This is a genomic window from Streptomyces chartreusis (assembly GCF_008704715.1).
Classification (GTDB): domain Bacteria; phylum Actinomycetota; class Actinomycetes; order Streptomycetales; family Streptomycetaceae; genus Streptomyces; species Streptomyces chartreusis.
Genome location: NZ_CP023689.1, coordinates 6,452,104 through 6,473,505, shown reverse-complemented (window position 1 = coordinate 6,473,505; position 21,402 = coordinate 6,452,104). Strand labels below are relative to the sequence as shown.

The 21,402-nt window shown below is 70.1% G+C and carries 19 protein-coding genes; 12 read left to right on the top strand and 7 right to left on the bottom strand.

Features of this window, described 5'->3' with window-relative positions; translation table 11 throughout:
- Positions 1-67: 67 nt before the first annotated feature.
- Positions 68-262 (bottom strand): hypothetical protein, encoded by a 195-nt coding sequence (locus CP983_RS28485; protein ID WP_004001285.1) that lies wholly within the window; start codon positions 260-262, stop codon positions 68-70.
- 539 nt (positions 263-801) lie between these two features.
- On the opposite strand from CP983_RS28485, the gene CP983_RS28480 reads away from it, so the two are divergent.
- A complete protein-coding gene (locus tag CP983_RS28480; RefSeq protein WP_150502659.1) occupies positions 802-2,004 on the top strand; it encodes an acyltransferase family protein in 1,203 nt (400 codons plus the stop codon).
- Between the two features lie 15 nt (positions 2,005-2,019).
- Here the strand turns inward: CP983_RS28480 and CP983_RS28475 are convergent, their stop codons facing one another.
- Positions 2,020-2,502, bottom strand: coding sequence for an HD domain-containing protein (locus tag CP983_RS28475; protein ID WP_150502657.1), 483 nt, complete (start codon positions 2,500-2,502; stop codon positions 2,020-2,022).
- Between the two features lie 23 nt (positions 2,503-2,525).
- Positions 2,526-3,707, bottom strand: a complete 1,182-nt coding sequence (locus CP983_RS28470) for a PP2C family protein-serine/threonine phosphatase (protein WP_125529001.1) — start codon at positions 3,705-3,707, stop codon at positions 2,526-2,528.
- Positions 3,708-3,868: 161 nt separating this feature from the next.
- On the opposite strand from CP983_RS28470, the gene CP983_RS28465 reads away from it, so the two are divergent.
- The gene (locus tag CP983_RS28465; protein ID WP_150502655.1) at positions 3,869-5,125 is read left to right on the top strand and encodes a GNAT family N-acetyltransferase; all 1,257 of its coding nucleotides are present in this window, start codon (positions 3,869-3,871) and stop codon (positions 5,123-5,125) included.
- Between the two features lie 16 nt (positions 5,126-5,141).
- Here the strand turns inward: CP983_RS28465 and CP983_RS28460 are convergent, their stop codons facing one another.
- Together CP983_RS28460 and CP983_RS28455 are read right to left on the bottom strand one after the other, a co-directional pair.
- Positions 5,142-5,951: an Fpg/Nei family DNA glycosylase gene (locus CP983_RS28460; protein ID WP_150502653.1), complete on the bottom strand. Its 810-nt coding sequence runs from the start codon at positions 5,949-5,951 to the stop codon at positions 5,142-5,144.
- Between the two features lie 143 nt (positions 5,952-6,094).
- Complete coding sequence (locus tag CP983_RS28455) at positions 6,095-6,580, bottom strand: ribose-5-phosphate isomerase (RefSeq protein ID WP_150502651.1); 486 nt, start codon at positions 6,578-6,580, stop codon at positions 6,095-6,097.
- Between the two features lie 217 nt (positions 6,581-6,797).
- Between CP983_RS28455 and CP983_RS28450 the strand changes: the two genes are divergently transcribed.
- Positions 6,798-8,264 (top strand): amino acid permease, encoded by a 1,467-nt coding sequence (locus CP983_RS28450; RefSeq protein WP_150502649.1) that lies wholly within the window; start codon positions 6,798-6,800, stop codon positions 8,262-8,264.
- A gap of 87 nt (positions 8,265-8,351) precedes the next feature.
- Here CP983_RS28450 and CP983_RS28445 read toward each other — a convergent pair whose 3' ends face one another.
- Positions 8,352-10,598 carry a serine/threonine-protein kinase gene (locus tag CP983_RS28445; RefSeq protein ID WP_229914752.1) on the bottom strand — a complete coding sequence of 749 codons (2,247 nt, stop codon included), beginning with the start codon at positions 10,596-10,598 and terminating at the stop codon, positions 8,352-8,354.
- Between the two features lie 232 nt (positions 10,599-10,830).
- Here CP983_RS28445 and CP983_RS28440 point away from each other — a divergent pair, with 232 nt between their 5' ends.
- Complete coding sequence (locus CP983_RS28440) at positions 10,831-11,556, top strand: hypothetical protein (protein WP_150506937.1); 726 nt, start codon at positions 10,831-10,833, stop codon at positions 11,554-11,556.
- A gap of 94 nt (positions 11,557-11,650) precedes the next feature.
- Here CP983_RS28440 and CP983_RS28435 read toward each other — a convergent pair whose 3' ends face one another.
- Positions 11,651-12,229, bottom strand: coding sequence for a biotin transporter BioY (locus CP983_RS28435; RefSeq protein ID WP_107906528.1), 579 nt, complete (start codon positions 12,227-12,229; stop codon positions 11,651-11,653).
- Between the two features lie 486 nt (positions 12,230-12,715).
- Here CP983_RS28435 and CP983_RS28430 point away from each other — a divergent pair, with 486 nt between their 5' ends.
- The 8 genes from CP983_RS28430 to CP983_RS28395 all read left to right on the top strand — a co-directional run bounded on the left by CP983_RS28430 (position 12,716) and on the right by CP983_RS28395 (position 21,256).
- Positions 12,716-13,918: an ROK family transcriptional regulator gene (locus CP983_RS28430; protein WP_150502646.1), complete on the top strand. Its 1,203-nt coding sequence runs from the start codon at positions 12,716-12,718 to the stop codon at positions 13,916-13,918.
- A gap of 206 nt (positions 13,919-14,124) precedes the next feature.
- The gene (locus CP983_RS28425) at positions 14,125-15,192 is read left to right on the top strand and encodes an ABC transporter substrate-binding protein (RefSeq protein WP_150502644.1); all 1,068 of its coding nucleotides are present in this window, start codon (positions 14,125-14,127) and stop codon (positions 15,190-15,192) included.
- Between the two features lie 5 nt (positions 15,193-15,197).
- A complete protein-coding gene (locus tag CP983_RS28420; RefSeq protein WP_125525967.1) occupies positions 15,198-16,040 on the top strand; it encodes an ABC transporter permease in 843 nt (280 codons plus the stop codon).
- A complete protein-coding gene (locus CP983_RS28415; protein ID WP_150502642.1) occupies positions 16,016-16,747 on the top strand; it encodes an ABC transporter ATP-binding protein in 732 nt (243 codons plus the stop codon). Before CP983_RS28420 ends, CP983_RS28415 begins: the two co-directional genes overlap by 25 nt.
- Positions 16,747-18,087, top strand: coding sequence for an LLM class flavin-dependent oxidoreductase (locus CP983_RS28410; protein WP_189748660.1), 1,341 nt, complete (start codon positions 16,747-16,749; stop codon positions 18,085-18,087). Before CP983_RS28415 ends, CP983_RS28410 begins: the two co-directional genes overlap by 1 nt.
- Before the next feature lie 11 nt (positions 18,088-18,098).
- Positions 18,099-18,995 (top strand): TauD/TfdA dioxygenase family protein, encoded by an 897-nt coding sequence (locus tag CP983_RS28405; RefSeq protein WP_150502640.1) that lies wholly within the window; start codon positions 18,099-18,101, stop codon positions 18,993-18,995.
- A 121-nt stretch (positions 18,996-19,116) separates the two neighbouring features.
- A complete protein-coding gene (locus CP983_RS28400; RefSeq protein WP_150502638.1) occupies positions 19,117-20,508 on the top strand; it encodes an amino acid permease in 1,392 nt (463 codons plus the stop codon).
- A 106-nt stretch (positions 20,509-20,614) separates the two neighbouring features.
- Entirely contained in the window at positions 20,615-21,256 is a 642-nt protein-coding gene (locus CP983_RS28395) for a superoxide dismutase (protein WP_125525971.1), read from the top strand.
- The last annotated feature ends 146 nt before the right edge of the window (positions 21,257-21,402 follow it).

Here is a 21,402-nt window from a genome sequence, read left to right as displayed (position 1 = left end):
GTCGTTCCGAAGCGTTCGACGATCACGAACGAGGGTATCCGTACCCTTTCGGGCCGCCCCACGGACCCTAGAACTGGATGGAGTTGATGGTCTCGGCTATCGAGTTGAGGAACCGCTGGATGTCGTCGGCCATGCCCGTCGAGGCCAGGAAGAAGCCGAACAGCACGGCGACGACGGCAGGGCCGGCCTTCAGGGATCCACCACGGATCAGCACCACCAGGACGATCGCCAACAGCAACACCACTGACAGCGAAATGGCCACAACAGATCACACCCTCGGTCGGTCCGCTCTCCCGGCCCGGGGACGCGACCCCGCGCACCCCCGCCAGAACCATCGTGCCACCAACCGGGCCTCGCTATGCGGCACGTGACGTTTCGTTCGCCACACCTGTGCCGGATCTGTGACGGTCCGCGGACGTACCGACCTCTCGCATCACGCCCGTCCGACATTTCGGCGAGAGATCGGCGCAGAGAATTCGAAGGGATCGTTTCCATCGCCACACAACATGTTCGCCGCTATTTCGAATTCGCAACACGGTGATCATTTCATCGGCGTCACCTCCTTGCCATATGCGCTACTTAGTCAGGATGAATCCGGACAAGAGGGGTGACCAACAGGTGTCTGCCAGGTGCATGTTCGCTGTACATGCGAAGTCGCTCGCAATAACCGCTAATGACCTCGGGGGTTTTACGAAATCCCACAGGCAACGCTAGGGTGCCTCAGATGTTCCACGCTGCCTCGTCCCCCGCATACGCAGCGAGGTCCTGGATCCGCTACCCGGGCTTCCGACGGGAGGGTCTGTGACGGACTCGCTGCGACCGCACGGCCACAACAGAGCGCCACTCCCCCCGACACAGCAGTCGGCGGACGGAGTGCCGAGTCCGCGCTCACCGCAGGGCAGGAAGGCTCAGGGCGACGCCAGAGCCGCGTCCAGCGGTGCCAAGCAGCGCGACGCGTTCTTCGACAACGCCAAGTACCTGGCGATCGTGCTCGTCGCCATAGGCCACTCCTGGGAGCCGATCAAGGGCGACAGCCGGATCCTGGAGGCCGTGTACACCGTCGTGTACACCTTCCACATGCCGGCGTTCATCATCATCTCCGGCTTCTTCTCGCGCAGTTTCGACGCGAGCCCGAACCGCCTGAAGCGTCTGATCACCGGCGTCGCGGTGCCGTACGTCGTCTTCGAGACGGCCTATCCGCTCTTCAAGCGCTGGATCGACGAGGACCCGGGCCAGGACATCAGCCTCCTGGACCCGTGGTACCTGACATGGTTCCTGTGCGCGCTGTTCATCTGGCGCATGACGACGCCGATCTGGAAGATGGTGCGCTGGCCGCTGCCGATCGCGCTCGGCCTCGCCATGGCGGCGACGGTCACCCCGGAGATCGGCGACGACCTCGACCTCCAGCGGGTCCTTCAGTTCCTGCCGTACTTCGTGCTGGGTCTGATCATGAAGCCCGAGCACTTCCACATGGTGCGCACGCGCACGGTGCGGATCCTGTCCGTGCCGGTGTTCACCCTCGCGCTGGCCATCGGCTGGTGGGCGGTGCCGCGCATGAACACCGCGTGGTTCTACCACCGGGACGCCGCCCAGGAGCTGCACGCCCCGTGGTGGACCGGGCCGGTCATGGTGCTGGCGATGTTCGGCTGCTCGCTCGTGCTGACGGCCTGCTTCTTCGCCTGGGTGCCGCGTCGCCACATGTGGTTCACGGCTCTCGGCGCGGGCACTCTGTACGGCTACCTGCTGCACGGCTTCGTCGTGAAGGCCGGTGACTACCAGGGCTGGTTCGAGCACGCCTGGCTGCAGCGCCCGCTCGGCGAGATCTTCGTCAGCGTCGTCGCGGCCGTCGGCGTCACGCTGCTGTGCACCGCGCCGGTGCAGCGGGTCTTCCGGTTCGCGATGGAGCCCAAGATGGAGTGGGCCTTCAAGCGGGACGCGGCCCAGCTGGCCCGGGAGCGGGAGAAGCGCGAGGGCGCGACCGCGCGCGAGAAGGTCAACGCCTGACCCTGCGCCGTTCCTTCACACCATGGACAGACCGAGAAGTGCGCGCATCCGTGCGTACTTCTCGGTCAGTCGTTTCCGGGTCGCCTCGTCCAGTACCGCCAGGCGCGCCGGGTCCGCGTTGTGCGCCAGGTCCGCCTCCTTCACCAGCAGCGCGCCCGGGGTCGCGAGGATCCGCGCGGCATAGGCCTCGGGCGGCTCTCCGGCCCGCTTGGTGACCGCGCGCACCACGTCCTTCGTACGACGGCTCAGCGCGGCCTCTTCCAGCCACCGCTCGGACAGCGCGTCGTCCTCCACGGCGTCGTGCAGCCAGGCCGCGGCGATCAGCTCCTCGTCGCCGCCACGCGCGCGTACGCCCTCGGCGACGGCGCTCAGATGCTCGGTGTACGGCCGCCCGGCCTTGTCGGTCTGGCTCGCGTGGGCGGCGCGGGCGACGGCCTCCACGTCGGCGAGGGACAGCGTCCCGTGCGGGGTGCTCTGCGGCTGCGGTGTCTCGGTCACCCGCCCAGTGTCGCCCCTGCGGCTCAGCGGGCGGCAGCTGTCGTCGTCGGGCCCTCGCGGGAGATCAGCAGGAGCGCCCGGTCGTCGTTGACGTCCTTCGCCACCGCCTCGATGAGGTGCCAGGCGGCGCCGTGGAAGCCGCCGGCGACATAGCGGTCGGCCTCGCCGGTGAGGCGGTCAATGCCCTCGACGATGTCGCGGTCGGACGTCTCGACCAGACCGTCCGTGAAGAGCATCAGGACGTCGCCGGGGCGCAGCGAGCCCTTCACGGGGTCGAACTGGGCGCCGTCGTACACGCCGAGGAGGGGGCCCTCGGCGGCCTTCTCCTCCCAGCGGCCGCTGCCCGCGCTCAGTTGCAGGCCCGGCGGGTGGCCCGCCGAATAGAGCTCGTAGTCGCCCGAGTCGAGGTCGAGGACGAGGTGGATGGAGGTGGCGAAGCCCTCGTCCCAGTCCTGGCGCAGGAGGTAGCCGTTGGCGGCCGGCAGGAACGCGTGCGGGGGCAGGCTGCCCAGGAGGCCGCCGAAGGCTCCGGAGAGCAGCAGGGCGCGGGAGCCGGCGTCCATCCCCTTGCCGGACACGTCCGTCAGGACGGCCTCCAGGGTGCGGCCGCCGTTCGTGCGGGCCGCCACCACGAAGTCGCCGGAGAAGGACTGGCCGCCCGCGGGGCGCAGGGCCATCTCGCGGTGCCAGCCGTGCGGCAGCTGCGGCAGCTTGCTCTGCACGCGGATCCGCTCGCGCAGGTCGAAGAGCATGGTGCCGCCGCGCCGCCAGGGCACGCCGACGCGGCTGCGGAACTGCGCGATGAGCAGACCGAAGAAGCCGCACGCCGCCACGACCAGGACCACGCCCGGAGTGACCCTGGACGGGCCCTCCGTGTAAGGGCCGAGTTGCACCGACTCCACGATGAGGGCGGTGGCCGCCGCCGCGTACAGGCCCAGCAGGCTCGCCGGGCGCAGCAGCAGCCCGCCGGCCACGATCGGCAGGACCAGCGCGGCCGGTGAGAACCACACCGAGTTGGCCATCGTGGCGCTGCAGATCAGCGGCACGGTCACGAGCAGTCCGGCGAGCGCGACCCAGTCGGAGCCGTCACCGCGGAAGTAGTCCACGGCGCTTCTGCGCAGGCCGACGCGGACCCGGTGCCAGTGCATCCTCAACCGGGCCATGAACGTCTCGGCCGCCGTGCGCCGCTCTCGTCCTGCTGCCATTAGTTCGGGACCCTATCCATCGGACCAGCTGCTTGGCACGGGAGGTCCCACTTGTCCCCCGTCCGAGGTTCAACTTCACAGTGAACTTCACAGAAAGACGTCCCGTCGCGGCAAGGAGAAATTCCCTCGCTCGTCCCGCATTGCGCTGGTAGGCATGGTTCATGGCGAAAGACAGTGTGAGCGAGGCCGACCGCCTGGAGCTGCGGGCGCTGCGTCAGGACGAGTGGGACATCTGGTACGACACCCTCATCCGCGCCTTCGGTGGCGTCGCGGAGGCGGCGGAGGAGCGGGAGTTGTGGAACTCGCTCACCGAGTTCGACCGGTCCCTCGGGGTCTGGGACGCGGACGCGTGCGTGGGGACGGCCGGGGCGTTCAGCTTCCGGCTCACGGTGCCCGGTGGTGCGGCCGTGGACGCCGCGGGCGTCACGATGGTCAGCGTCGCCGCCACGCACCGCAGGCGCGGCGTCCTGAGGTCGATGATGCGCCGGCAGCTGGACGACGTGCGCGAGTGGGGGTGGCCGCTGGCGGTGCTGACCGCCTCCGAGCCCGCGATCTACGGCCGGTTCGGCTACGGCATCGGCACCCACCAGGTCAGCGCCGAGATCGACACCTCGCGCGTGCGGCTGTCCGTGCCGCCCGGCACGGATGACGTACGTCTGCGCTACGCCGCACCGGCCGACGTCCTCGACGCGTGCGAGGCCGTGTACGCGCGCCGGGTGTCACGCCGGCCTGGGATGATCGCGCGGCTGCCCGGCTGGGAGCGGCTCGGGCTGCTCGACCCGGAGAACGACCGGGAGGGCGCGTCGCCGATCCAGTGCGTGCTCGCGGAGCGGGACCGCGAGGTCGTCGGGTACGCGCGCTTCCGCGTGAAGCCGGAGTGGGACGGCAACGGCCCGAGCGGTGTCGTGCTGCTGCGGGACGTACAGGCCCTGGACCCGGCGGCGGAGGCCGCGCTGTGGCGGTTCCTGTTCGGCATCGACCTGACGTCCACGGTGAAGGCGTGGTCGCGGCCGCTGGACGAGGCCTGGCAGTACCAGGTCTCGGACATCCGGCGGTGCGTGGTGCGGGTGAAGGACGCCCTGCACGTACGGCTGGTGGACGTCGGGGCCGCGCTGGAGGCGCGGACGTATCAGGCGCCGGTGGACGTGGTGTTCGAGGTGGAGGACGACTTCTGCCCCTGGAACACGGGACGTTGGCGGCTGAGCGGGGACGCCAAGGGCGCGTCGTGCGCTCGTACGACGGATCCGGCCGATCTCGCCCTGTCCGTACGGGAGTTGGGGGCGGCCTATCTCGGCGGGGTGAGCCTCGCGGCGCTGGGCGCGGCCGGGCGGGTGCGGGAGCTGCGGCAGGGGGCGCTGGCGGAGGCGTCGGTGGGTTTCGCGTCCTCGGTGGCCCCGTGGCTGCCGCACGGCTTCTGAGGCTGCCCCGACCGCCTTACGGGCGTTGGCAGTTCGGGCACCAGAAGAGGTTGCGGGCGGCGAGGTCGGCGGTGCGGATCTCGCCGTCGCAGATGTGGCAGGGCATGGTGGCCCGGCGGTAGACGTAGACCTCGCCGCCGTGGTCGTCGACACGGGGCGGGCGGCCCATCGCCTCCGGGGTGTGCTCGGGGCGGACAGTGTCGATGCGGTTGTTGCGGACGCCCTCGTGCATGAGCTCGACGAGGTCGCTCCAGATCGCGTCCCACTGGGCCGGGGTGATGTCCCTGCCCGCGCGGTAGGGGTCGATGCGGTGCCGGAAGAGGACCTCGGCGCGGTAGACGTTGCCGACGCCCGCGATGACCTTCTGGTCCATGAGCAGGGCGGCGATCGTCGTACGGCTGCGGGAGATCCGGCGGTACGCCTGGTGCGGGTCGGCGTCGTCGCGCAGGGGGTCGGGGCCGAGGCGGTCGTGTATCGCCTGCTTCTCCGTGTCGGCGATCAGGGCGCAGGTGGTGGGGCCGCGCAGATCGACGTACGCGGTGGTGTTCGCGAGGCGGAGCCGGACGGTGTCCGTGGGCGGGGGCGCGGGGGCGCCGCCGAAGTTGACCTTGCCGAAGAGGCCGAGGTGGATGTGGATCCAGTCGGCGTCGCGGAAGCCGAGGAAGAGGTGCTTGCCGTGGGCCTCGGTGCGGGTGAGTTCGGCGCGGTCGAGGAGGGCCGCGGCGTCGGAGAACTTGCCCTGGGGGCTGGTGACCCGGGGGGCCGTGCCGAGGAACGCGGCGGCGTAGTCCTGTGCCAGCCGGTGGATGGTGTGCCCCTCAGGCACGGTGGCTCCTTCTGTGCGTGAAGGGGCGGGCGCCCCTTCGGCCCGTGCCCAGGGGGCTCTGCCCCCTGGACCCCCGTCGGCCCTGGACGGGCCTCGTCCTCAAACGCCGGACGGGCTGAATCAGATCACCCGGCGCGAAAGAGCTACTGCTGCGGGTGGTGGGCCGGGATCGGGGGCAGGTCGCCCGTCGTCTCGTAGGCCGCGAGCATGTCGATGCGGCGGATGTGGCGCTCGTCACCCGAGAACGGGGTGCCAAGGAAGGTCTCGACGAACTTGGTCGCCTCTTCCGTGGTGTGCATGCGCGCGCCGACCGCGACGACGTTGGCGTCGTTGTGCTGACGGCCGAGCTGCGCCGTCTCCTCGCTCCACGCCAGGGCCGCGCGGACACCCTTCACCTTGTTCGCGGCGATCTGCTCGCCGTTGCCCGAGCCGCCGATCACGATGCCGAGGGCGTCGGGGTCCGCGGCCGTCCGCTCCGCCGCACGGAGACAGAACGGCGGGTAGTCGTCCTGGGCGTCGTAGATGTGAGGGCCGCAGTCGACCGGGTCGTGGCCGGCCGCCTTCAGCCAGTCGACGAGGTGGTTCTTGAGTTCGTAGCCCGCATGGTCCGAGCCGAGATACACGCGCATGGGACGAGTGTGACACGGCTGTTTCCGGGCAGCAGCGTCGGGTGTCGAACGAGTCAATTGTGATTTGAGCCATGGAAGCTCAAGGAAACCTCAAGTAACAATCCCGAATCAAAGGTTCCCGAATCTGTTCTCCTCCGATTCACTGGTCCGACTCGTACGCCACACGCAATCCGCTTGTGCGAGGACCGCTCCCCACGGCGCAAAGGAAATCCCTTCCATGACTTCGCAGCCGACAAAGAAGACGGCCGAACCGGCCCCCGGGGGCCACGGCCTACAGGCCGGGCTCAAGAACCGCCATCTGTCCATGATCGCGATCGGCGGCGTCATCGGCGCCGGCCTGTTCGTCGGGTCCAGCTCCGGTATCGCCACCGCCGGCCCCGGCATCCTCCTTTCCTACGCACTCGTCGGCACGCTCGTGGTGCTGGTGATGCGGATGCTCGGTGAGATGTCGGCGGCCAACCCGACGTCCGGGTCGTTCTCCGCCCACGCCGACCGGGCGCTCGGCCGCTGGGCCGGGTTCTCCATCGGCTGGCTGTACTGGTTCTTCTGGGTGGTCGTGCTGGCGGTCGAGGCGACCGCCGGTGCGGTGATCCTGGAGGGCTGGATCCCGGCCGTCCCGCAGTGGGGCTGGGCACTGATCGTCATGGTGGTGCTGACCGCCACCAACCTGGTCTCCGTCGGCTCGTACGGCGAGTTCGAGTTCTGGTTCGCCGGGATCAAGGTCGTCGCGATCGCCGCGTTCATCGTCATCGGCGGGCTGGCCATCTTCGGGCTGCTGCCGGGCGTCGACAGCGACCAGGCCGGGCTGAGCAACCTCACCGACCACGGCGGCTTCCTGCCGCACGGACCGGGCGCGATCCTCACCGGTGTGCTGCTGGTCGTCTTCTCCTTCATGGGAAGCGAGATCGCCACCCTCGCGGCCGGTGAGTCCGAGAACCCGCAGCAGGCCGTCACCAAGGCGACCAACAGCATCATCTGGCGTGTGGCCGTGTTCTACCTCGGCTCGATCCTCGTCGTGGTCTCCCTGCTGCCCTGGGACAGCAAGGCCATCGCCGACAAGGGCTCCTACGTCGCCGCGCTCGACTCCCTCGGCATCGCGCACGCCGGTCAGATCATGAACTTCATCGTGCTGACCTCGGTGCTGTCCTGTCTCAACTCGGGCCTCTACACCGCCTCCCGCATGGCCTTCTCGCTCGGCCAGCGCGGGGACGCGCCGAAGGGGTTCGCCCGCACGACCGGCAACGGCGTGCCGCGGACCGCGATCCTCGTGTCGGTCGCGTTCGGCTTCGTGGCGGTGTTCTTCAACTACAAGTTCCCGGACTCCGTCTTCCTCTTCCTCGTCAACTCCTCCGGTGCGGTCGCGCTGTTCGTCTGGCTGGTCATCTGCTTCTCGCAGCTGCGCATGCGCAAGATCATCCAGCGTGAGTCGCCGGAGAAGCTCGTCGTGAAGATGTGGCTGTACCCGTACCTGACCTGGGCGACGGCCGCGCTGATCGTGTTCGTGCTCGGTTACATGCTGACCGACACCGAGCACGACGGGCGCAAGACCGTGCTGCTGTCGCTGCTGGTCGCCGCGGCCGTGCTGGCCATCGCCTTCGTGAAGGAGAAGGTCCGCGGCGGGCGCCCGGCGGGCGCCGGGGCCGTGGCCTCCGAGACGGAGCGCGACGAGGTCAAGACCGGCTGAGTCGCCGGCCGTGTACCGCCCGAGGGGCGACGGGGTACCACCCCGTCGCCCCTCTTTGTCCTCTTGTCCTCTGCCTCCCGCGCCCGGTCACAGCACCGTGAAGGTGTCTCTCACCTTCTCGTAGGTCTTCAGGGCCTGTGCCTCCATGTCCGGGCGGTACCACGTGTTGATCTGGTACGACTTCCCGCCGACGGTGAAGCCGAGCAGCCGGGCGTGCCAGGGCTCGCCCTGGAGGGAGAAGGTGTACTCCCAGACGACCGCCGGGTGCCCGCGGAAGGTGGTGCGTTCCAGGCGGATCTTGCTGTAGTCCTTGCCCTGTTGGGCGTTCTGCTCCGACTTCTGCCAGGAGTCCATCAGGTCGTCGCGGGCCACGGACGACTTGGCGGCGAGTTCCTGTCTGGCGTCCGGTGACGTGTAGTGCACCTCCGAGCCGGTCTTGACGTCCCGCTGCCAGCCCTCTGGCGGCACCCACGCGAACCCGCCCGCCTCTCGGCGCGAGCCCGGCGGCAGGCTCTGCGGTCTCGACGTGCCCTCGACCGTGGACGACGGGGAGGACGCGGCCGTCGAGGGCGGCGTCGAGCCGCCCGCGTCGTCGTCCTTCGGCGACCCGAAGTCGGACGCGAGCACCACGGCCACGACCGCGCCGGCCGCGGCGATACCGACGGCGGCGACGATTCCGGTACGGCGATGTCCGCGCCGGGGTCGGGGGTGGGCCGGAACCGCCGGACCGGGGAACTCGCCGGGCGGCATGGCCCCTTGAGCCTGGGCCCCGCCTCGCGGCATGCCTCCGTGAGCCTGGGCCGCACCTTCCGGCACTCCCACCCCGGGCCCCGGCCGCCGCTCGGTCACCGCGCCGGCCCGCTCCAGGGAGACGCCTGCGCGGCGCGGGGTGGGGGCGGTCGAGTTGCCGGCCGGGGTGGCCGAGTGCACTTCCGAGCGGGATCCGGGGGCCAGTTCCGTGGAGGCGTTGAGGGCGCGGGGGGCTTGCGTGGGTGGGGTCTGCGTGGGTGAGGTCTGCGTGGGTTCGGCCGGGGTGGGTTCGGCCTGGTGGGTGGGCTCGGCGGGCGGAGCCTCGGTGGGCAGTACCTCGCTGTGCGCGACGTCGGTGTGCGGAACCCCTGTTCGGGCCTCTTTGGTCGGGGCCGGGCGGTGGGTCGGCGGTATCGCGTCTCGGATGTCGTCCGGCGGCTGCCGGGGGTCGGGCGGGAGCAGGACGCGGGAGGGGTCCAGAAGCGCGGGGGTGCGGGATTCGCCGGGGGGTGCGGTGGCCGGCGCGGGGTCCGGTGAGGATGCGGACGGTGGACCGGGTTCAGGCGTCAGATCGGCGGCGGGGGGCGATCCCGTCTCCGGGTCACGCTCCAGCTCGGCGACCGTGCCGGGTATGAACGCCTGCCCGGACTCCGGCGCCGACTGCGGTTCCGTACCCGGCTCCTGCTCCGGCTCCTGCTGCTCGGCGGACTTCGCCCGATCGGCTTCCGGCTCGGCTCCCGGCGGCGGACCCGCCGCCCCCGTCGCGGGCTCGCCCCGCTCGTCCGCCCCTCCCCTCACAACAGGCACGGTCGGAGTGGGAATCGGATGGGCCACCGGCTGCAAGGCCGTTTCAAGGTCGTCCAGGCCGGGGCGCCGGTCCGGGTCCTTGTCCAGGAGGGTCGCGAGGATCTCCCGCAACGGGCCTGCCGTGGGCGGGAGTTCGGGCTCCTCGTAGAGGACCGCGTGCAGGGTCGCCAGGGTGGTGTCGCGGGAGAAGGGGGAGCGGCCGGCGAGGGCCGCGCTGAGCGTGGCGCCCAGGGACCAGATGTCGGACGGCGGGCCCTGGGGGCGGCCGGAGATGCGCTCGGGGGCCATGTAGTCGGGGGAACCGACCAGCATGCCGACCATGGTGAGGGCCTTCGCGTCCTGTATCGCCGCGATGCCGAAGTCCGTCAGGACCACCCGGCCCCGCCCGCGCCGCACGTCCGTCTCCACCAGCACGTTGCCCGGCTTGATGTCCCGGTGCAGCACACCCCGGTCATGGACCTGCCGCAGCGCCGCCACCAGGCCAAGGCCGATCCGGGCCGTCTCGCCGGGGCCGAGCGGGCCCTCCTCCGCCATGATGCGTTCCAGGGAGCGGCCGGCCACCAACTCCATGACGATCCACAGGCGTTCGCCCTCGTCGACCACGTCGTAGACCCGTACGACGTTGGGGTGGTCGATCCGTGCCGTCGCCCGCGCCTCGCGCAGGGTACGTTCACGGCGCGTGCGGGTGTCCTCGGGGTCCAGGCCGTCGATGCGCATTTCCTTGACGGCGACCAGTCGATCGAGGATTTCGTCGACCGCTCGCCACACGCGCCCCATTCCCCCCTGGCCGATACTCTCGACCAATCGATAGCGCCCCGTCACCAGTACACCTGGAACCCCGCCACTCCTCGTATTCCCCGGCAATCCACTGCACCCCCCTCGATGCCGCATCGGACATCCGCCATTGAAACACAATGGTCACACTTCGTGCCGTACCAGCATAGTGCGGAGAAATCTTGTGGTAGCTCTTCAAGTACTGCGAATTCAGGCGCAGGCAAGGGGGACGAACATGAGTTCTCGTCGCACGACGGCCATCGCGGGATCGCTGGTCGCGACATCTTTTTCGGCAGTGATGATCCTTTCCTTCACTGCCAGTGCGGACGACCAGGGACCCGGGAGCAGCAAGGGGGGAAAGGTCATCGACGCGGCGCCGTCGGGGGTGAAGCTCACCACCGAGTTGCCGGAGAAAATCTCGGTGAACAACAGTTCGCAAGAAACCGAGATCACCGCCACGGTGAAGAACGAAGGGACCGAGGAGAGCGGAAAGATCCAGCTTTTGGTCGTCGGGTTCGACGGCCTCACCGTCAAGAATGTCGAAGGCTGTTCGGCGATCGAGAAAAGCAATCTCCCGGAGGGCTCGAACAGCGGTTTCGCCTGTGCTCTCGACAATCTCCCCGCCGGTGAGTCGAAGTCGTACGCCGTGGCGGCGACGTTCGACCTCGGCAAGGAGGGCAAGATCTGTCTCCCCGTCCAGACCGGTGACGGCAAGAAGACGTACTGGCAGCAGGGCCCGGTGCCGTTCGGTACGACGAACCCGTCGCCCGACGCCCCGGCCACCCCGCTGCTGCTCGGCACCGACAACAAGCCGGTGGCTCCCGGCCCCGACGAACTGCCCAAGACCGGCCTCGGTCGTGACGTCCTGCCGCTCGGCGCGGCCGGCGCGGCACTGATCGCGGCGGGCGCGGCCGGGCTGTGGTGGTCGCAGCTCCGGCGGCCGAGGCGGCAGGCGGACTGAGTCCACGGTCCCGCCGTCCGGCGCGGGAACGCGAAAGAGGCTCGTCGGGTCGAAGTCGTCGACCCGGCGAGCCTCTTGCTCGGGAGCTACCGCCTCAGCGGTCGAGCAGCTTCCAGGCGCTGGGCAGCGCGCCCATCGCCAGGGCGGCCTTCAGGGCGTCGCCGATCAGGAACGGGGTGAGACCGGCCGCGATCGCGGCGGACGCCGACATGCCGGTGGCCAGGGCCAGGTAGGGCACGCCGACGGCGTAGATGATCGCCTCGCCGAGCAACATGGCGCCGGCGGTGCGCAGTACGGTGCGGTCGGCGCCGCGGCGGGCCAGCGCACCGACGACGGTCGAGGCGAGGATCATGCCGAGGATGTAGCCGAAGGACGGGGCTGCGGCGCCGGAGGTGCCGTCCGCGAACCACGGCACACCCGCGATGCCGGCCAGCGCGTACAGCGCGAGCGAGAGGAAGCCGCGGCCGGCTCCGAGGGCCGTACCGACGAGCAGCACCGCGAGGGTCTGACCGGTCACCGGCACCGGGGAGCCGGGCACGGGAACGGAGATCTGGGCCGCGAGGCCGGTGAACGCGGCACCGCCGACGACGAGCGCGATGTCGCGGACGCGGGAGGCCGGGAGCAGGTCGGCGAGGACCTGTCCGGTGCGGATGGGGGCGGCAGCGGTGCTCATGGGGACTCCGCGAGGGTGAGGGCGGTACGGGACGCTGTGACGCTATCCCAGGGTGTTGCGGCCCCTCACCGTCAGTGGTCGACAAAGGCCGGATCACGGGGTTAGTCGGCTCCGGACAAAGGGTGGCGGTTACACCGGGTACGGGGTGACGCCGGTCACTGAGGCAGGGACGTACGACTCACAGGACGGGGCTTCGGGCCGACTGTGGGAATGCGCCAATCATGTTGCTCGCGCGTGAAGAGATTGCCCGCATGTGAAGAGCCGTCTCGCCCGTCGGTCGCCGTCTGGGCAGCGGTGGTCCGCTTTGCTAGCTTCGAGCGCATGGTCGCCCAGTCCCGGAACTTCACGTCGCGTCGCCACGTCGACCTGCGACGCGTGGGCGCGGCCGCCTGTCGCCGACCGGGGTGAGTCGGTCCGAGGTGGCTCCGGTCCGGCTCGCCCGCAGCAGACGGCGCAGTGTCGGACCGGCTCCCGAGGAAGTACCCCATGCCCCGTACCGCGGCACCCACCCTTACGTCCCCCGTCCCCCGTATCGCCGACCGTGACCGGCGCCGGACCAGCGCCAGCGTCATCCTGCGGTCCGTGCTGGAGCACGGCCCGGTCGCCCGCAGCAACATCGCCCGGCTGACCGGGCTGTCACCGGCGTCGGTGACCGACCACTGCGCCCGCCTCACCCGGCTCGGGCTGATCCGCGAGGCCGCCGCGCCCCGGCAGTCCGGCGGCGTCGGCCGGCCGCACGTACCCATCGACCTGGACGACACACGGTTCGTCGTGGGCGGGGTCCATGTGGCGGTGCCGTACACCACGGTGGCGCTGCTCGATCCGCGCGGACGCGTCGTCGCCGAGCGGGAGTTGAAGCACACCGGCGACATGGATCCGTACGACGTCCTGGACCGGGCCGCCGACGGGCTGGCCGCGCTGCTGGACGCGGCGCCGGGCAGCCGGCCGCTCGGCGTCGGCTTCGCGGCCGGGGGCTGGGTGGACCGGGACTCGGGCGTCGTCGTCGAGCATCCGCTGCTGGGCTGGCGCGAGGTGCCGGTGCGGGACGTGCTCGGCGCCCGCACCGGGCTGCCGGTCCATGTGGACGGGCACGCGCGGGCGTTGGTGAACGCGGAGCGGCTGTTCGGGCGGGCGCGCGGCAGCGGCAGCGTGCTGCACCTGTTCGTCGGCAACGTCGTCGACGCGGCCTTCGCGACCGGCGACGAGGTGCACCACGGTCCCCGCTCGCAGGCCGGCGCCATCGCCCATCTGCCGGTGCCGGGCGGCACGGAGACCTGCCACTGCGGACGGGTCGGCTGCCTCCAGGTCGAGCTGAGCGAACGGACGTTGTGCCGCCGGGCGCGAGCGGCCGGGGTCGTCCAGGGGACCAATCCGCGGCATGTCCTGCGTGCCGCGCGGGACGGCGACCCGGTCGCCCTGCGGCTGCTGACCGACCGGGCGCGGATGACCGGGCGGGCGGTGGGGCTCCTGCTCGACGTCCTCAACCCGGAGACCGTCGTCGTCACCGAGCTCGGCGTGCTGAGCCGTGAGGACTGTCTCGCGGCGCTGCGCGACGCCGTCGGCAGTGAGCGGGCGGCCGCCGTCGCACCTACGAGTTTCGCGGATTCCGTGCTCGCGGTGGCGGGCGGTTCGGTGGCTCTGGATGTGCTGTACCGGGATCCGCTGGGCGCGTCACCTGAGGCTATTTAATTCAGAAACTCGGAATGTTGACAAGGGGCACCGATGGCCGGGAACCTACTGCTCATGAGCCTGTTCGTGAGCTGTCGCACCCTCTGTTGCTGACTCACCGCCGCGTGTGAAGCGCTCATTTCCTCCTGCCTGAATTCCCTTTCCCGGCCTCTTCGGGCCCGGAATTCGGCATGCCTTCTTTCCTTTTGAACCCACGGAGTCCTGCCATGCCCGCATCCCCCGTGTCCGGTGTCGACCGACGGCTCTTCCTCACCTCCCTGCTCGGCGCCGCCGCCGGTGTCGCCGGACTCAGCGGCTGCGCCGACAGCAGCGCGGCCGCCGCGAGCAAAGGCGCCTCGACCGCCCCGCTGGCGAAAAACGTGCCCGCCGGCACCAGCCTGAAGATCTCCTCCTTCCAGAACACCCAGCAACTCCAGTTCAGACTGGCCAAGTTGGGTGATCCGCCCTTCAAGGTCAGCAACTGGCTGAACATCGGAGCCGGGCCCGATGTCATCAACGCCTTCCGGGCCAAGTCGCTGGACCTCGCCAACAACGCGGGCATCCCGCCGATCCAGGCGTACTACCAGGGCTTCGACGCGAAGATCGTGGCGATCAACGTCACCCGTAAGCCCAACTACCTCTTCGCCACCAAGCCCGGCAGCGACATCCGGTCGGTCGAGGACTTCAAGGGCAGGAAGCTCGCCTTCTCGCAGGGCCAGGCGCAGGGCGTCGTCCTGCTGCGCGCGCTGAAGAAGGCCGGGCTGAAGTACGACGAGGTGGAGCTGGTCCCGCTGACCAGCAACCAGTTCCTCACGGCCCTGCAGTCCGGGCAGGTCGACATCGCCCCGCTCGGCAACAGCCAGGCGCCCGCCTATCTGAAGCAGTACGAGGGCAAGGGCGCCCGTGTCATCACCACCGACGTCGTCGACCTGCTCAACCTGCTGTGGGCGCCGGCCTCGGTGCTGAACGACCCCGCGAAGGCCGCCGCGGTCGCCGCCTACATCCCGTACTGGGCCAAGGGCCAGGTGTGGACGTACGAGCACCCCGACATCTGGAACCGGGAGTTCTACGTGAAGACGCAGAACCTGACCCTCCCCCAGGCCGCGGCGATCACCGAGCTCGCCAACAAGCCGCTGTTCCCGCCGAGCTGGGACGAGGCGATCGAGTGGGAGCAGGAGACCGCGGATCTGCTCGCGGAGGGCGGCTTCGTGAAGAAGTTCGACGTCGGCGGGCTCTTCGACCACCGCTTCGAGGGCATCGCCGCCAAGTCCGTACCGGCCGAGTACCGGAAGTGACCGCCATGACCACGACCACCCTGCACAAGGCCGCCGCCGTCGTCACGGCTGACGAGCGGCCCCGTAAACGACGCCGCGGGCTCGCCCCCGGCAAACGCCTGCCCGCCGCCCGGCTCGCCGGTCCCCTGCTGGTGCTCGCCCTGTGGGCCGTCGCGTCCGCCGCCGAGGCGCTCGACCCCGCCGCGATACCGGCGCCCTGGACGGTGGTGGAGACCGGCGCCCAGCTGTGGACCGACGGGACCCTGATCACCGACATCCTCACCTCGTTGCAGCGGGCCGCGTCCGGCTTCGCGATCGGGCTGACCGCCGGCGTCGTACTGGCCCTGGCCTCCGGGCTCACCCGCACCGGGGAGGCGCTGATCGACGGCACGGTCAACCTCAACCGGGCCATCCCCACCCTCGGTCTGATCCCGCTGTTCATCCTCTGGCTGGGCATCGGCGAGACCTTCAAGATCGCGATCATCGCGATCGTCGTCTACATCCCGATCTACCTCAACACCCACGCCGCCCTGTCCGGCATCGACAACCGGTTCGTCGAACTCGCCGAGGTGCAGGGCCTGTCGAAGCTGCGCTTCATCCGGGAGATCGTCATCCCCGGCGCACTGCCCGGGTTCTTCGTGGGACTCCGGCTCGGCGTGACCGGGTCCTGGCTGGGCCTGGTGGTCCTGGAGCAGATCAACGCCACCAGCGGCCTCGGCTACATGATGTTCCAGGCCACGAACTACGGCCAGTCGGACGTCATCCTCGTCGGCCTGGTGGTCTACGGCATCTTCGGCCTCGTCTCCGACAGCACGGTCCGTCTCATCGAACGGAGGGTGCTGTCGTGGCGCCGCACACTGAGCAGCTGACCCGTCCCGCCGTCCAACTCCGGTCGCTGACGCGGTCGTTCGACGAACGCGTCGTGCTCGACGGCATCGACCTGGACATTCCCGCCGGCCAGTTCGTGGCCCTGCTGGGGCACAGCGGCTCCGGCAAGAGCACCCTGCTGCGGGCGGTCGCCGGACTCGACCACGAGGTCACCGGTAGCGGACAGCTCACGGCCCCGGACCGGGTGTCGGTCGTCTTCCAGGACTCCCGGCTGCTGCCCTGGCGGCGCGTCCTCGCCAACGTCCTGCTCGGGCTCGACGGCAGCCAGGCCGAGCAGAAGGGCCGCGACGCCCTCGCCGAGGTCGGACTGCGGGGCCGCGAGCGGGCCTGGCCGAGCGAGCTGTCCGGCGGCGAGCAGCAGCGGGCCGCGCTGGCCCGCTCGCTGGTCCGGGAGCCCGAACTGCTGCTGGCCGACGAGCCGTTCGGGGCGCTGGACGCCCTCACCCGGATCAAGATGCACAACCTGCTGCGAGAGCTGTGGGAACGCCACCGCCCCTCCGTACTGCTCGTCACCCACGACGTCGACGAGGCGATCGTGCTCGCCGACCGGGTGCTCGTGCTCGACCGGGGCCGGATCGGCCTCGACCTGACCATCGACCGCCCGCATCCACGGACGTACCGGGACCCGCTGCTCGGCGAGTACCGCGAACGGCTGCTCGCGGCACTGGGCGTAACAGAGGACCACTGATGACCAGACAGCTCCACCTCAACGCCTTCCTGATGAACACCGGCCACCACGAGGCCTCCTGGCGGCTGCCCGAGAGCGACCCGTACGCCCATGTGGACCTGGCCCACTACGTCCGGCTGGCCCGGGTCGCCGAGCGCGGCACGTTCGACTCGCTCTTCCTCGCCGACGGCCCGCAGCTGTGGAACAACCTCGCGCAGCGGCCCGCCGGCGCCCTGGAGCCGCTCACGCTGCTGACCGCGCTGGCGACGGCGACCGAGCACATCGGCCTGATCGCGACCGCGTCCAGCTCCTACAACTCCCCCTACAACCTGGCCCGCAAGTTCGCCTCGCTCGACATCATCAGCGGCGGCCGCGCGGGCTGGAACATCGTCACCACGGCGGGCGCGGAGGCCGCCCGCAACTTCGGCCTCGACGCGGAGCCCGCGCACGCCGAGCGGTACGCGCGGGCCGCCGAGTTCCTGGACGTCGCCCTGAAGCTCTGGGACAGCTGGGAGGACGACGCGATCGTCGCCGACAAGGCGGCCGGCGTGTGGGGTGACGACGCCAAGATCCATCCGCCCCGGCACCGGGGGACGTACTTCAGCGTCGAGGGCGCCCTGAACGTCCCGCGCAGCCCGCAGGGCTACCCGCTGCTCGTGCAGGCCGGGTCCAGCGAGGACGGCAAGCACTTCGCGGCCCGGTACGCGGAGGCGGTGTTCACCGCCCAGCAGACCATCGAGGACGCACGGGCCTTCTACGCCGACCTCAAGGCACGTACGGCGGCGGCCGGGCGCGACCCCGACCACATCAAGGTGCTGCCCGGCATCGTCCCGGTGATCGGCTCGACCGAGGCCGAGGCACGGGCGGCCGAGCAGCTCCTCGAGGACCACATCGTGTACACGCACGGGGTGGGACGGCTGGAGAGCCTGCTGCAACTGGAGCCCGGCGTGCTGGAGTTGGACGCTCAGCTCCCCGACGACCTGCCGTCCGAGGACGCCGTCGAGGGCGCCAAGAGCCGTTACACGCTCGTGGTGGAGCTGGCCCGGCGCGAGCGGCTGACCGTCCGGCAGCTGATCGGGCGGCTCGGCGGCGGCCGCGGTCACCTCACCTTCGCCGGCACTCCCGAGCAGGTCGCCGACGCCGTCGAGACCTGGTTCACGCAGGGCGCCGCCGACGGCTTCAACATCATGCCGCCGGTGCTCCCCTCCGGCCTCGACGCCTTCGTCGACCACGTCGTCCCGATCCTGCGCGCACGCGGCCTGCTCCGCGAGGAGTACGGCCCGCGCCGCACCCTGCGCGAGCGCTACGGCCTGCCGCGCCCCGCCAACCAGTACACCGCCCGCGAGAACGCCCTCGTCTGAAAGGACCGCCCATGTCCGGCATCGAAATCCACAAGGTCACCGCACACATCGGCGCCCGTGTGTCCGGCGTCGACATCGACCGGCCGCTCGGCTCCGACACGGTCGCCGCCCTGCGCGAGGCCCTCAACGTCCACAAGGCGCTCGTCTTCGACGACGTGAACCTGGACGACGAGACCCAGCAGTCCTTCGTCCGTCACTTCGGCGACGTCACCACCGCCCACCCCACCGTCTCCTCGATCGCCGGGACCCCGAACGTCCTCCCGGTCGACAGCGAGCGGGGACGCGCCGCCAACCACTGGCACACCGACGTCACGTTCGTCCTCAACCCGCCGCAGGCCACCACCCTGCGCTCGATCACGATCCCGCCGTACGGCGGCGAGACCCTGATCGCGAGTTCGGCGGCGGCCTACCGTCAGCTGCCCGAGCCGCTGCGGAAGCTGGCGGACACGCTGTGGGCGGAGCACACCAACGACTACGACTACGCCGTGGCGGACGAGGAGGTCGACGAGCGGCAGGCCGCCAATCGCGCCGAGTTCACGTCGATCAAGTACCGCACGGTCCACCCGGTGGTCCGCGTCCATCCGCTGACCGGTGAGCGGGGCCTGTTCATCGGCGGGTTCGCGCAGCGGATCGTGGGTCTGTCGCCTGGCGAGTCCCGCAAGATCCTCGACCTGCTCCAGACGTACGTCACGCGGCCGGAGAACATCCTGCGGCACCGCTGGTCGGAGAACCAGCTGGTCGTCTTCGACAACCGCATCACCCAGCACTACGCCGTCGACAACTACGACGGGCAGCCGCGCCGCCTGCACCGGGTGACCGTCGCCGGTGACGTGCCGGTCGGCATCGAGGGCAAGGCGAGCTACTCGATCGAGGGGGACGCGTCGCACTACACGGCCGTCGCTGCGTGACAGTGGGGTCACTCACCGTGCGGTGAGTGTCCGCATAGTGGTCAGTCTCTCCTTCTGAGCGGAGAGGCTGACCACACTGTGGGCGTTTTTTGCCCTCTCACGCATTGGACGAGCCGCGCCCATGCAGAACAGCACCTCCACGGAGACGCCCGCGAAAGCGGACGGCGTCTCCCTCTCCCACGGTCTCAAGCAGCGCCACCTGTCGATGATCGCCCTCGGCGGCGTCATCGGCGCGGGCCTGTTCGTCGGGTCCGGGGCGGGTATCGCCGCCGCCGGCCCCTCGATCGTCATCGCCTATGTCGTCTCCGGCCTCCTCGTGATGCTGGTGATGCGGATGCTCGGCGAGATGTCGGCCGCGTATCCCTCCTCCGGTTCCTTCTCCGCGCACGCCGAGCGGGCCATCGGCCCCTGGGCGGGCTTCACGGCCGGCTGGTCGTTCTGGGTCCTGCTCTGCACGGCCGTCGGCCTGGAGGGCATCGGCGCCGCGAAGATCGTGACGGGCTGGCTGCCGGGCACGCCGGAGTGGGCCTGGGTGGCCCTGTTCATGGTCGTCTTCTGCGGCGCGAACCTGGCCGCCGTGAAGAACTTCGGCGAGTTCGAGTTCTGGTTCGCCGCGCTGAAGGTCGGCGCGATCGCGCTGTTCCTGGTGCTGGGCGGGCTGGCCATCGCCGGCGTCCTGCCCGGCACGGACGCGCCGGGCACCGCGAACCTCACCGGTGAGGGCGGATTCCTGCCGAACGGCGGCGAGGGACTGATCATCGGCCTGTTGGCCTCGGTGTTCGCCTACGGCGGCATGGAGACGGTCACCATCGCGGCCGCCGAGTCGGAGAACCCGGTCAGCGGTGTGGCGCGGGCGGTCCGCACGGCCATGTGGCGCATCGCGCTGTTCTACATCGGCTCGATGGCGGTCGTGGTCACCCTGATCCCCTGGGACTCCAAGGAGGTCGTCGAGAAGGGCCCGTACGTCGCCACCCTCGACCACCTGGGCATCCCCGGCGCCGGTCAGCTGATGAACGTGGTGGTCCTGGTCGCCCTGCTGAGCGCCATGAACGCCAACATCTACGGCTCCTCGCGCATGGCGTACTCCCTCGTCCAGCGCGGCCAGGGTCCCGCGGCGCTGGGCCGGGTCTCGGGCGGCATCCCGCGCATCGCGGTCCTCGCCTCCTCCGTGTTCGGCTTCGTCTGCGTCGTCCTGTCCTACTGGCGGCCCGACGACGTCTTCCCGTGGCTGCTGAACATGATTGGCGCGGTCATCCTGGTCGTCTGGATCTTCATCGCCGCCTCGCAACTCCGGCTGCGCCGCCGTCTGGAGCGCGAGGCCCCGGAGAAGCTGGTCGTGCGCATGTGGGCCTTCCCGGTCCTGACCTGGGTCGCGATGGCCGGCATGGCGGCGATCTTCGTCCTGATGGCCCGCGAACCCGACACCCGGGTGCAGCTGTACTCCACCGGCGGCATGACGGTGCTCCTGGCGGCCGTCGGGTACGCCTGGCAGCGCAGGCGGGCCGCGGCCTGACACGCCCCGTACCGCGACAGAGCCCCCGTGTGATCCGCACGGGGGCTTTTTGCTGTTAGCTTGTTGTTGCAAGCTACTTGCAATAAGAGCTCTGAGGGGACCCTTCATGCCCGTCTACACACTCCCGGAACTGCCCTACGACTACTCCGCGCTCGCGCCCGTGATCAGCCCCGAGATCATCGAGCTGCACCACGACAAGCACCACGCGGCCTATGTGAAGGGCGCCAACGACACGCTGGAGCAGCTGGCCGAGGCGCGGGACAAGGAGTCGTGGGGGTCGATCAACGGCCTGGAGAAGAACCTGGCGTTCCATCTGTCCGGGCACATCCTGCACAGCATCTACTGGCAGAACATGACCGGCGACGGCGGTGGCGAGCCGCTCGCCGCGGACGGGGTGGGCGAGCTGGCGGACGCCGTCGCCGAGTCCTTCGGGTCCTTCGCGAACTTCAAGGCGCAGCTGTCCAAGGCCGCCGCGACCACGCAGGGTTCGGGCTGGGGCGTGCTGGCGTACGAGCCGCTGAGCGGGCGGCTGATCGTCGAGCAGGTCTACGACCACCAGGGCAACGCCGGCCAGGGCGCCACGCCGATCCTCGTGTTCGACGCCTGGGAGCACGCTTTCTACCTCCAGTACAGGAACCAGAAGGTCGACTTCATCGAGGCCATGTGGCAGGTCGTCAACTGGCAGGACGTGGCCCGGCGTTACACCGCGGCCAGGTCCCGTACGGACGTACTGCTGCTGGCTCCCTGAGCCGGCGAGAACGTCCTGCCTCGTGATCGTCTTCTCACCCTTCACGAACGGCAGGCGGAATGACGGAAGCCCCCGCGAGGACCTGACTCGCGGGGGCTTCCCATGTCGGGCGGTTTCATGGGCATTTCACGCCGCCCATCCACCGT